Annotated in this window: 7 protein-coding genes; 2 read left to right on the top strand and 5 right to left on the bottom strand. The window is 70.8% G+C overall.

Going from position 1 to position 11,979, the window contains the following annotated elements:
• Nucleotides 1-144: 144 nt before the first annotated feature.
• The 5 genes from pstS to mshD form a co-directional block, all read right to left on the bottom strand.
• Complete coding sequence (gene pstS, locus ACZ63I_RS26890) at nt 145-1,287, bottom strand: phosphate ABC transporter substrate-binding protein PstS (RefSeq protein ID WP_469341620.1); 1,143 nt, start codon at nt 1,285-1,287, stop codon at nt 145-147.
• A gap of 341 nt (nt 1,288-1,628) precedes the next feature.
• On the bottom strand, nt 1,629-2,129 hold the full coding sequence (locus tag ACZ63I_RS26885; protein WP_469341619.1) for an NUDIX hydrolase: 501 nt from the start codon (nt 2,127-2,129) through the stop codon (nt 1,629-1,631).
• A 57-nt stretch (nt 2,130-2,186) separates the two neighbouring features.
• Entirely contained in the window at nt 2,187-3,296 is a 1,110-nt protein-coding gene (locus tag ACZ63I_RS26880) for a CHAD domain-containing protein (protein ID WP_469341618.1), read from the bottom strand.
• Nucleotides 3,283-5,511, bottom strand: a complete 2,229-nt coding sequence (locus tag ACZ63I_RS26875; RefSeq protein WP_041986702.1) for an RNA degradosome polyphosphate kinase — start codon at nt 5,509-5,511, stop codon at nt 3,283-3,285. The genes ACZ63I_RS26880 and ACZ63I_RS26875 overlap by 14 nt, the downstream gene beginning before the upstream one ends.
• A gap of 315 nt (nt 5,512-5,826) precedes the next feature.
• Entirely contained in the window at nt 5,827-6,798 is a 972-nt protein-coding gene (gene mshD, locus ACZ63I_RS26870) for a mycothiol synthase (protein WP_469341617.1), read from the bottom strand.
• Nucleotides 6,799-6,994: 196 nt separating this feature from the next.
• Between mshD and ACZ63I_RS26865 the strand changes: the two genes are divergently transcribed.
• A complete protein-coding gene (locus ACZ63I_RS26865; RefSeq protein WP_469341616.1) occupies nt 6,995-8,836 on the top strand; it encodes a bifunctional metallophosphatase/5'-nucleotidase in 1,842 nt (613 codons plus the stop codon).
• A gap of 1,935 nt (nt 8,837-10,771) precedes the next feature.
• Complete coding sequence (locus ACZ63I_RS26860) at nt 10,772-11,074, top strand: hypothetical protein (RefSeq protein WP_469341615.1); 303 nt, start codon at nt 10,772-10,774, stop codon at nt 11,072-11,074.
• The last annotated feature ends 905 nt before the right edge of the window (nt 11,075-11,979 follow it).

Raw genomic sequence — 11,979 nt, 5'->3', positions numbered from 1 at the left:
TGTGTGGGGGAGCTTCGGCTCCCCTGGCGGCGGTGCACCGGATGAGTGGACGACGGAAGGCCGGTCCCGGCAGGAATGCCGGGCCGGCCGCCGTCAACCTTCAGATGAGCAGGACGGGCCGGCTCGTACGTACTGTCGGTAGGACTAGGAGAGCGCGGCGATGGCCGTGCGGACCTTCGCGTTGATCTCCGTGGGGATCGGGGCGTAGCCCGCGGCTGCGAGCTGCTTCTGGCCCTCGTCGCTGGCCGTGTAGTTCAGGTACGACTTGACCGTGCCGAGCGTGTCGGGCTTGTTGCCCTTGTCGCAGACGATCTCGTACGTGACGAGGACGATCGGGTAGGCACCGTCGGCCTTGGTGGTGTAGTCGAGCTTGAGCGACAGGTCGCTGCCCGTGCCGACGACCTTCGCGGCGGCGATGGCCTTGGACGCGTTGTCCGTGGTGGCCTTCGCCGGGGTGGCGGCACCCGTGTCGATGTCGACCGTGGAGATCTGCTGCGAGGTGGCGTAGGAGAGCTCGAAGTAACCGATCGAGCCGTCGACCTGCTTGACCTGCGTGGCGACACCGGCGGAGCCGGAAGCGGCCTGGCCACCGGGGGCGGGCCACGACTTGCCGCCCTCGAACGTCCAGTCCTTCGGCGCCGCGGCGGTCAGGTACTTGCCCAGGTTGTCCGTGGTGCCGGAGTCCTCGGAGCGGTGGAAGGGCTGGATCGCCTTGCCGGGCAGCTTCGCGTCGGGGTTGAGCGCCTTGATCGCCGGGTCGTCCCACTTCTTGATCTTCGTGGCGAAGATCTTGGCGAGGGTCGGGGCGTCGAGCGTGAGGTTGTCCACGCCCTCCAGGTGGTAACCGATCGCGATCGGGCCGCCGACCATCGGGAGGTCGATGCCCTGGCCGCCGGTGCAGACCTTCTTGGAGTCGGTGACCTCTTCGGGCTTCAGCGGCGAGTCGGAACCGGCGAAGCCGACCGAACCCTGGTTGAAGGCGGTGATGCCCTCACCGGAGGAGGAGGCCTTGTAGTTGATCTCGACGCCGGGGCAAGCGGCCATGTAGCCCTTGGCCCACACGTTCTGGGCGTTGGCCTGCGCACTGGAGCCGGAGGCGCGGAGCTGGCCCTTGGCGCCGTCGCACGCGGCGTTGGCCGCCGGCGCGCTCGCGGCTGCCGACGAGCTGCTGTCGCCGCTCGTGTCGGTGTTGTCGTCCGATCCGCACGCCGTGAGAACCAGGGCGCCGGAGACGGCGAGGGCACCGAGCGCGGTGGCGCGCAGCCCGTTCTTGCGCAAAAGCTTCACTTCGGGTGATTCCTTCCAAGAGCCGCCGGTTGTCGTATTTCTACGGCGGCGTGCGTCGGGGTGGTCGGTGCGGCACTGCGCCGGTCACCGTGTACGTCCGAAATTAGGCAGATCAGGTGAAGCCGCCGACGGGGGCGAGTGAACGGAAGGTGAACCGTGATGGACGGCCTGGTGCGGCTCTGCTCGGGAGGGCGTACGCGGGCGGAGGAATCGGTTCCGGCGGCAGATCAGCACGCTACGGAGGCCCGGCGGGGGCGGTGGGCGGACACGCCGTCGGGGCGGAACCGGGCGGGGCCCGAGGCGGGAAGGGCGCTCCCGGTCGGGAGCCGGGGTCGGAACGGTCAGGCGGTGTGGAGGGCGGTCAGCAGGGCGTCGACCAGCAGCCGGTCGCGGGGCTGGGTCAGCCGCTCACGCGCGGCGGCGGGGGACAGCCACAGGACCCGGTCGACCTCGTCGTTCGCCCGGAACGCGCCGCCGGACGCCTCGGCCGCCCAGTAGTCGACCTGCTTGGCGCGGCCCTGCACGGGATAGCGGACCGTGCCCAGGCGTGCGCCCGGCACGCAGTGGTGGCCCGTCTCCTCCAGCACCTCGCGCAGCGCGGCCGCCAGCGGGTCCTCGCCGCGGTGCAGCTTGCCCTTGGGGTGGGACCAGTCGTCGTACTTGGGGCGGTGCACCAGACACAGCTCAAGCCCGGCGTTGCCGTGCGGGGCGCGGCGCCACAGCACGCAGCCCGCGGCGAGCACCGTGTTCGGGCTGCCGCCTGTGTCACCCGTGCCGTTCGTGCTGTTCGTGTCGCCCGTACCGCTCTTACCGGCTGAGCCGTTCGTGCTGTTCACCGACATGTCCGGACTCCCGTCTGTCCCGTCGTGCCGAACCCGCCGCTTCGGGCGCTTACCCGGTCAGGACGCGGCCACCGCCGCCTCCTGCCACACCTGCTGGAAGGCGAACCTGGCCGCCTCCACCTCCAGCCGCTGATCCGCGTGGAGCACACCGAGGGCGTACGCCGTGGCCGGCGCGATCCGGGGCGTGCGCGCCGCGTTCGCCGCCGCTGCCGCCGCCTCCGCCGCGTCCCTGTGCCGGTCGAGCGCCTGCCCGGCGCCCGCGAGCAGCGGGTCGGGCGCCCCGCCTGCGCACCACACCTCTTGCGCGTACCTGTGCAGCCGCAGCAGGTGCCGTACCTGGTGCCAGGGCGCGTCCTGCGCCTCGCCGTCCGCCGCCGTGGCCAGCCCGTGCACCAGCGCCTCGGCGTTGTACGGGTGGGCCGCGACCGCGAGCGGCAGCGCCGACACGGCTTCCAGGAGCTGCCGTTCGGTGGTGGTGAGGGGGATCGCGAGGACGACATCGGCGGCCTCGGCAGCGGCCGGCGGCGCCAGCGGCACTTCGGAGGCCAGTACGGCGACGGCGTCGGCGACCGCGTGGAACCGCGACGAGCCGAGCGCCTGGAGGGCCGCCGAGTGCGAGCGCGTCCGGGCGAGGGTGAGCTGGCGCTCCAGCAGCGCGCCCGCGCGCGAGGCCCCGACGGTCAGCGTGCTGGTGACGGCGGGGGCGGCGGGGGCGACCGTCGGCGTACCGCCGGGCAGCGCGCGTCCGTCGCCGTTCGCGCCTTCCGCGCGCGTCGCGGGTACGGACACGGCGACCGGTACGGCCTCGGGCCCGGCGCCTGCCGCCGCTCCCGCCCCCGACAGCCGGGCCAGCGCGCCGACCAGCCGGTGCAGCCGGGCCGTGCACGCGTGTTCCTGGGCGAGGGTGCCGGACAGCCAGCCCAGCTCCTTGCGGAGCTGGTCGGCCCAGGCGGGGTCGAGCAGCGCGCGGTACGTGTGCAGACTCCCGCCGATGCGCCGGGCCGACGAGCGCAGCGCGCGCGCCGCCTGGTCGGCGGCTGCCGTGTCCGAGCCGCTTTCGCTGTACAGCCGCAGGCTGCGCAGGAAGTCGGCGGCACGGGCGTGCAGATAGCCGGCCAGGACCTCGCCCGCCGTCAGCCGGTCGGTGTCCGTGTCATGGTGCTGCACGCCGGCGCCTCCGGGCGTCTATGAGCATTTCCTGTACGTGCCGCAACGGCTGGCCTTCCGGGTCCGTGGCATGCCGGGTCCAGTTGCCGTCAGCGCCGAGGTGCCAGGAGGAGGTGGTGTCGGACATTCCGGTCTCCAGCAGCCGGGTCAGTGCCGCGCGGTGGGCCGGGTCGATGACCCGGACCAGCGCTTCGATACGGCGGTCGAGGTTGCGGTGCATCATGTCGGCGCTGCCCAGCCAGACCTCGGGCTCGCCGCCGTTGCCGAAGGCGAAGACCCGGGAGTGCTCAAGGAAGCGGCCGAGTATCGAGCGCACCCGCACGTTCTCGGACAGGCCCGCGACCCCTGGCCGTACGGCGCAGATGCCACGCACCCAGATGTCGACGGGCACGCCCGCCTGCGACGCCCGGTAGCAGGCGTCGATGATGGCCTCGTCGACCATCGAGTTGACCTTGATCCGCACATAGGCGGGGCGTCCCGAGCGGTGGTGGGCCGCTTCCTTGTTGATCCGGGTGATCAGCCCGTCACGCAGGGACTTCGGTGCGACCAGCAGCCGGCGGTAGGTCTCCCGGCGGGAGTAGCCGGAGAGCCGGTTGAACAGGTCGGAGAGGTCGGCGCCCACCTGCGGGTCGGCGGTGAGCAGGCCGAGGTCCTCGTACAGCCGGGCAGTCTTGGGGTGGTAGTTGCCCGTGCCGACATGGCTGTAGCGGCGGAGGTTCTCGCCCTCCTGGCGCACCACGAGGGACAGCTTGCAGTGCGTCTTCAGCCCGACGAGCCCGTACACCACATGGCAGCCGGCCTCTTCGAGCTTGCGCGCCCATTTGATGTTGGCCTGCTCGTCGAAGCGGGCCTTGATCTCGACGAGGACCAGCACCTGCTTGCCGGACTCGGCGGCGTCGATCAGGGCGTCCACGATCGGTGAGTCGCCCGAGGTGCGGTACAGCGTCTGTTTGATCGCCAGCACGTCGGGATCGGCGGCGGCCTGTTCCAGGAACGCCTGCACGGAGGTGGAGAACGAGTCGTACGGGTGGTGCAGCAGGACGTCGCGCTCGCGGAGAGCCGCGAATATGTCCGGTGCGGAGGCGGACTCGACCTGTGCGAGATCGCGGTGGGTGCCCGCGATGAACTTGGGGAACTTCAGCTCGGGCCGGTCCTGGGCGGAGATGCCGAAGAGCGCGGTCAGGTCCAGCAGCCCGGCCAGCGGATACACCTCGGCGTCGGACACCTTCAGCTCGCGGACGAGCAGGTCGAGGACGTACGGGTCGATGGACTCCTCGACCTCCAGGCGCACCGGCGGGCCGAAGCGGCGCCGCATCAGCTCCTTCTCCAGCGCCTTGAGGAGGTTCTCTGCGTCGTCCTCCTCGACTTCGAGGTCCTCGTTGCGGGTGACCCGGAACATGTGGTGCGCCAGCACCTCCATCCCGGGGAACAGCTCCTCCAGGTGGGCGGCGATCACGTCCTCCAGCGGGACGAACCGCGCGGGGGACGCCTCCAGGAACCGCGACAGCAGCGGCGGCACCTTGACCCGGGCGAAGTGCTGATGGCCGCTGACGGGGTTGCGTACGACGACCGCGAGATTCAGCGAGAGGCCCGAGATGTACGGGAAAGGGTGCGCGGGGTCCACGGCCAGCGGCGTCAGGACCGGGAAGATCTGCTGCCGGAAGAGAGTGAACAGGCGGGCCTGCTCCTTCTCGGTGAGTTCGGGCCAGCGGATGATGTGGATGCCCTCGTCGGCGAGGGCGGGGGCGACGTCCTGCTGGTAGCAGGCGGCGTGCCGGGCCATGAGTTCGCGGGACCGGGTCCAGATCAGGTCCAGCACCTCGCGGGGCTGCAGCCCCGAGGCCGAGCGGGTGGCGACCCCGGTCGCGATGCGGCGCTTCAGCCCTGCCACCCTGACCATGAAGAACTCGTCCAGGTTGGACGCGAAAATCGCGAGGAAGTTCGCCCGTTCGAGGAGCGGCGTCGCGGGATCCTCCGCCAGCTCCAGCACGCGCTCGTTGAACGCGAGCCAGCTCCGCTCGCGGTCGAGGAACCGCCCCTGCGGCAGCGCGGCGTCGTCGGGGTCGCCGTCCTCCTCGTAGGTGTCGAGATCCGCGTCGAGATCGGGCTCCAGATCGGAGACGGCGGCGGCGACGGTATGGGGCCGGTGCGCGGCTATGAAACCGACGGACGGCTGGGGCTGCTGGACCGGAACCTCGGCGGGCTGCTGACTCATGTCCCTATTCTTCCGCGCTGAGGGGACAGGAGGCGCGTCGGAGAGCGCAGGAAGGAGTGGGTTCGGATTCCTGCCGTTCGGGGTGGGGGGCACAGCGGGCTGCATTCAGCGAGCGTCGCAAGGCCGTCTGAATGGCTGGTAACGGGGACATGACGTGGAGGGAAGCGGGGCGGGGCTCCCAGGGGGCGGGGGTGCGGGTGCCGGGCGGAAAAACGGGCGGGGAGCGCCGGGCCGGTCACTTACGGTCACGTGTGGGCGCGTGGATACGTAAAGTGGTCCGAGCCGGTCTCGTCGCTCCTGGGCTCGGGGGGACGCTCAGGTCTCGGTGCGGTACATCAGGTCGACCTCGTACGTGCTGAAGCCCAGCCGCTCGTACACCGTGAGCGCCGCGATGTTGTCGGCGTCCACATAGAGCATCGCGGTCGGCAGCCCCTCGGCCGCCAGATGGCGCAGTCCGATCGCGGTGAGCGCCTTGCCGAGACCGCCGCCCTGCGCGTCGGGGCGGATGCCGACGACGTACACCTCGCCGAGCTGCTCCTCGGCGTGCACCTTGGTCCAGTGGAAGCCGAGCAGCTCGGCGGGTCCTTCGCTTCCTCCGCTTCCGTCGCTTCCTTCGCTTCCTTCGCTTCCTTCGCGCTCGGCGAGGAAGAAGCCCTTGGGGTCGAACCACGGTTCGGCCTTGCGGTCGTCGAGGTCTCGCTGCGTCATCCCGCCCTGCTCGGGGTGGTGGGCGAAGGCGGCGGCGTTCACGGCGAGCCACGCGGCGTCGTCCTGCCCCGGCACGAACGTACGGACGGTGACGCCCGCGGGCCACGTCGGCTCCGCGATGTCCAGGGGGCTCAACGGGCGGCGCAACTGCCGCAGTTCGCGGAACATCGTCAGACCGAGCACCTGCGCGAGATGCCGGGCCGCCGACTTGCCGCCGTGCGCCCACACCCGCATCCGCTTCCCCGAAGCGGCCATCAGCGCGTTGCCCAGCGCCCGGCCGTGGCCGCGGCCGCGGCGCTCCGGGTGCACGACCAGCTCGGCCGCGGGCGCTTCGACCGGGTCGGTGTCCTCCAACTGCGCGTAGCCGACGAGTTCGTCACCGACGGTCAGCAGGAAGTGCCGTACGCCCTCGCGGTGACCGCCGCGCAACTGGAGCCTGCCCTGCTCGGAGACGGCCTGGACGCCGTCGGAAGCGGCGGCCTCGGCGAGCAGTCCGGCCACCGCGGCGGCCTGCTCGGGGGTGAGCGCGTCGAGGGTCTGGATCTGCCGGCCGGGCTCGCGGGCTGCTGCGTCAGTCATGCAACGAGGGTACGGCGCGGGTGCCGGTAGGCAGGCGAGGCGGCGAGGTCGTAATGGCAACCAGCTCGTAACCCGGGAGCCCCTGTCGCGCTACGCGCGTTGACTCTAGGCTGCGGCTGACATTCCTCATGAAGATTTCATGAACCTGTACAACCTCACGACTCTCCATGCTCACGCTGAACTCACAAGGGGAACGATGTCAGCGACACCGCAGAAGAACCGTGCGGCCCGGCGGATGTTCACCGCCGTCGCCGGTCTGGCCACCGTGGGCGCGCTGATCGCCGCCGCCCCGGTTGCCCAGGCGCACGGAAACGGATCTGGCCACGGACACGGTTCGGGCCACAACTCCGGTCACCACGGCCACCACCAGCCGCCGCCCCGCACCGTCGACGTCCAGATGCTGTCCTTCAACGACCTGCACGGCAACCTGGAGCCGCCGGCCGGCTCCTCCGGCAGCGTCACCGAGATACAGCCCGACGGTACGACGAAGGCGATCCCGGCCGGTGGCGTCGAGTACCTGGCCACCTCGCTGCGCAACGCGCGCAAGGGCCACCCGTACTCCATCACGGCGGCGGGCGGCGACATGGTGGGCGCGAGCCCGCTGCTGTCCGGCCTCTTCCACGACGAGCCGACCATCGAGGCGCTCAACAAGATCGACCTCGATGTGACGTCCGTCGGCAACCACGAGTTCGACGAGGGCGCGACGGAGCTGGCCCGCCTGCAGAACGGCGGCTGCCACCCGACGGCCGGCTGCTACGAGAAGGGGAAGAAGTTCCCCGGCGCCGACTTCCCTTACCTCGCGGCCAACGTGACGTCGGAGAAGACCGGCAAGCCGATCCTCAAGCCGTACACGGTCTGGAAGAAGAACGGCGTCAAGATCGGCTTCATCGGGGTGACCCTGGAGGGCACGCCGAACATCGTGACGGCCGAGGGCGTCAAGGGGCTGAAGTTCCACGACGAGATCGAGACCGTCAACAAGTACGCCAAGGAACTGGACAAGCAGGGCGTCAAGTCGATCGTCGCGCTGATCCACGAGGGCGGCCAGCCGGCCTCCACGTCGTACAACTACAACTGCGACAGCCCGGGTTCGGGCGACGGCATCTCGGGACCGATCGTCGACATCGCCAAGGGCATATCGCCCAAGGTCGACGCGCTGGTCACGGGCCACACGCACCAGGCGTACGTCTGCACGATCCCGGACCCGGCGGGCAAGCCGCGCATGGTGACGTCGGCGTCGTCCTTCGGCCGGCTGTACACGGACACGACGCTGACGTACGACCGCCGTACGAACGACATCGTCCGTACGGGCGTGGCGTCGGCGAACCACGTCGTGACGCGTGACCAGCCCAAGGCCAAGGACATGACGGACCTGATCGCGAAGTGGAACACCATCGCGGCGCCGATCGCCAACGCCCCGCAGGGCTTCATCTCGGCGGACATCGGCCGCAGCGGCCCGGAGATGCCGCTGGGCGACGTGATCGCCGACGCGCAGCTCGCGGGCATGTCGGCCGCGGACAAGGGCGGCGCGCAGTTCGCGTTCATGAACCCGGGCGGTATCAGGACCGACCTGGTGTACGCGGCGTCGGGCAGCGAGGGCGACGGAGTCGTGACGTACGGCGAGGCGTTCGCCGTGCAGCCGTTCACCAACATGATGACGGCGATCGACCTGACGGGCGCGCAGGTCGTGACGGCCCTGCAGCAGCAGGTCAGCGGCGCGAACGAGGCGTCGCCGAAGATCCTCCAGGTGTCGAAGAACTTCAACTACACGCTGGACATGACGAAGACGGGCGCGGCCCGGATCGTCACCGACTCGATCCGCCTGAACGGCGAGCCGATCGACCCGGCGGCGACCTACCGCGTCGCGATGAACGAGTTCCTGTCGGGCGGCGGCGACGGCTTCGCGGTCCTGGGCCAGGGCGCGAACAAGCTGGTGGGCGCGTCGGACCTGGACATGTTCAACACCTACCTGGCAGCCAACTCCACGGCAACGGCCCCGCTGGCCCCGCCGGCCACGAACCGGATCACGGTCGTGAAGTAACGGGCAGTCGGTAGTACGTGATTGAGGGAGCGGCGGATACGCGAGGGCGTATCCGCCGCTCTTTGCTGTGGGGCGGGGCCGTCAAGGGCGGCGCGCGCCAGTTGCATGGGGCGACTCGGCCCGTCTCGGCGTCCACCCCCACCGGGTAGTAGCTGAGACTCATGCCCCGCTGGTCACTGGGGGTGGCCGGGTGCGGGTCAATGCGCATGGGCCCGAAGCTGTGTGGGCCGGAAGGGTTAGCCGCCCGTTGGGCCGCCCCCTGAGGTTTCAGTGTCGCGGTTGCGGTCCGGGCGTCAAGGGCGCTCCTGCGCCTCCACCGCAAGTACCTCTTTTTGGGGGGCGGCCGGGGGTCCACGGGCGGGCTGGGTTCGTGGTGGCGGGTGCTTGGCCGGGTGCGGGTGCCGCGCGGCGGTTGTGTGGGGTGACTCGGGCTGGCTAAGCGTCCACCCCCACCGGGTAGTAGTTGCGACTCATGCCCCGCTGGTCACTGGGGGTGGCCGGGTGCGGGTCAGTGCGCATGGGCCGGGGACTGTGTGGACCGGAGGGATTAGCCGCCCGTGGGGCCGCCCCCTGAGGTTTGAGTGTCGCGGTTCCGGTCCGGGCGTCAAGGGCGCTCCTGCGTCGCGTCGGCTGCGCCGATGACCTGCGGTCACCCTTGACCCCCGAACCTCCACCGCAAGTGCACTTTTTTGGGGGGGCGGCCGGGGGGACCACGGGCGAGCTGTGCTCGCGGTGGCGGGTGCTTGGCCGGGTGCGGGTGCTACGCACCAGTTGCATGGGGTGACTCGGCCCGTCTCGGCGTCCACCCCGGTCGGGTAGCGGCTGAGTCTCATGCCCCGCTGGTCACTGGGGGTGGGTGGGGGACGGGAGGGTGCCCTGGTGACGGGTGGTTGGGCCGGGGCGACGGGCCGGTGGATGGGGCGGGTGTGACTGGGGTGACGGGGGATGGCCCGTGGGGTATCGATCCCGAGCCTTTTGCGTGGGTGGTTGCGTTCAGCGCGCCATAGGGCGCACCCGGCCGGTGGAGCGGCCCCGGCGGTGGGGCGGGTGTGACGGGAGGGACGGGGGATGGCCTGTGGGGCGACTGTCCCGTGCCTTATGCGTGGGGCGTTGCGTTAGGTGCGCCGCAGGGCGCCTGGGGCCGGTGGGAGCACCCGGTGGGTGGGACGGGTGTGACTGGGGTGACGGGGGATGGCTCCTGGGGCAGCCATCGGGCGCCTTATGCGTGGGGCGTTGCGTTAGGTGCGCCGCAGGGCGCCTCGGGCCGGTGGGAGCACCTGGTCGGTGAATGGATGTGACGGGAGGGACGAGGGATGGCCCGTGGGGCGGCCGTCGGGCGCCTTATGCGTCGGGCGTTGCGTTAGGTGCGCTGTAGGGGCACCCAGCCCACGGATGGGCCTGACGGCGGGGGAGAAGTGGCCGGTTGGCCGGGCCTGGTGCGCGGGCGGGTACCCGCAGCCCCTGCCGGGCGCCCCCCTGGGCGCACAGGTCACACCGGCCCCGCCGCTCGGACGCTCCACCGGCCTGATGCGCCCCGACGCGCGCTTAACGCAACCATCCACGCATAAGGCTCCAGATGGCTGCCCCAGGAGCCATCCCCCGTCACCCCAGTCACACCCGTCCCACCCACCGGGTGCTTCCACCGGCCGGGTGTGCCTGGTGGCGCGCTGAACGCAACTCCCCACGCAAAAGGCGCCCGACGGCTGCCCCCACAAGCCATCCCGCGTCCCTTCCGTCACACCCGCCACACCGCCGAGGGCCCGCGCCGGACTGATGCGCCCTGCGGTGCGTCTAACGCAACTCCCCACGCATAAGGCGCTCGACGGGATGCCTCACAAACCCGCCCCGTCCCACCAGTCACACCCGCCCAACTCACCCATCACCGACGGGCATCGGGATAGGATCCCCGGCAAATGATCACCGGGGCGGGGAGCCATGATCAGGCAGTGGTACACGGCGCTCGGCATCAACCTGCTTCTTGGCATCCCGGCCGTCGTGCCGTTGTGGATGCTCTACTACATCGGCTTGACGTGGGTAGATCCCGCGCAGGAAGAGAATGACGGCTTCGGTGTCGTCCTCTTCGGGCTGGGGATCCCCGTCGCCGTCTGCGGATTCCTCTGGTGGCTGGCCAACCTGCCACTCGCCCGGCGCACCCGCCTCCAGCCGACCCAGTACTGGGCACTCAGCCTTCTCGGCACATCCGTCCCGACCGTCGCCCTCATCGGCAACAGCCTCTGAGCCCAATGGCAGGGGTGGACGCCGAGCCGGGCCGAGTCCCCCCAGCAGCCGTCGCGTGGCACCCGCAGTCGGCGATGCACCCGTCACGACGGCCGATCTGGTCCGTGGAGCCCGGCGCACAGGTTCGGGCCCATGCGCACTGACTCGCACCCCACCCCCACTCGGAGTGACCAGCGGGGCATGTGTCTCAGCTACTACCCGGTGGGGGTGGACGCCGAGACGGCCCGAGTCGCCCCATGCAACTGCCGCGTGGCACCCGCACCCGGCCAAGCACCCGCCACCGCGAACCCAGCTCGCCCGTGGTCCCCCCGGCCGCCCCCCCAAAAAAGAGGTACTTGCGGTGGAGGTTCGGGGGTCAAGGGTGGGCGCAGCCCATCGCGAAGCGACGCGACAAAGGAGCGCCCTTGACGCCCGGACCGGAGCCGCGACACTCAAAGCTCAGGGGGCGGCCCTACGGGCGGCTAATCCTTCCGGTCCGCACAGGACCCGGCCCATGCGCCCTGACCCGCACCCGCCAACCCCGAGTGATCAGCGGGGCATGAGTCGCAACTACTACCCGGTGGGGGTGGACGCCGAGACGGCCCGAGTCGCCCCATGCAACTGCCGCGTGGCACCCGCACCCGGCCGAGCAGCCGTCACCGCGATCCCAGCCTGCCCGTGGTCCCCCCGGCCGCCCCCCCCAAAAAAAGAGGTACTTGCGGTGGAGGTTCGGGGGTCAAGGGTGACCGCAGGTCATCGCGGAGCGACGCGACGTAGGAGCGCCCTTGACGCCCGGACCGGAGCCGCGACACTCAAACCCCAGGGGGCGGCCCTACGGGCGGCTAATCCCTCCGGCCCACACAGCCCCCGGCCCATGCGCACTCACCCGCACCCGTCATCCGAGAGTGACCAGCGGGGCATGAGTC

The organism is Streptomyces sp. NPDC087906 (genome assembly GCF_055584925.1).
This window is presented reverse-complemented; position numbering and strand designations above follow the sequence as displayed.

Excerpts from the sequence above, each read along its gene's own strand:
- ACZ63I_RS26885 (WP_469341619.1), bottom strand. The coding sequence starts at position 2,129 with ATGTCGGTGAACAGCACGAACGGCTCAGCCGGTAAGAGCGGTACGGGC.
- ACZ63I_RS26875 (WP_041986702.1), bottom strand. The coding sequence starts at position 5,511 with ATGAGTCAGCAGCCCGCCGAGGTTCCGGTCCAGCAGCCCCAGCCGTCC.
- mshD (WP_469341617.1), bottom strand. The coding sequence starts at position 6,798 with ATGACTGACGCAGCAGCCCGCGAGCCCGGCCGGCAGATCCAGACCCTC.
- ACZ63I_RS26865 (WP_469341616.1), top strand. The coding sequence starts at position 6,995 with ATGTCAGCGACACCGCAGAAGAACCGTGCGGCCCGGCGGATGTTCACC.
- ACZ63I_RS26860 (WP_469341615.1), top strand. The coding sequence starts at position 10,772 with ATGATCAGGCAGTGGTACACGGCGCTCGGCATCAACCTGCTTCTTGGC.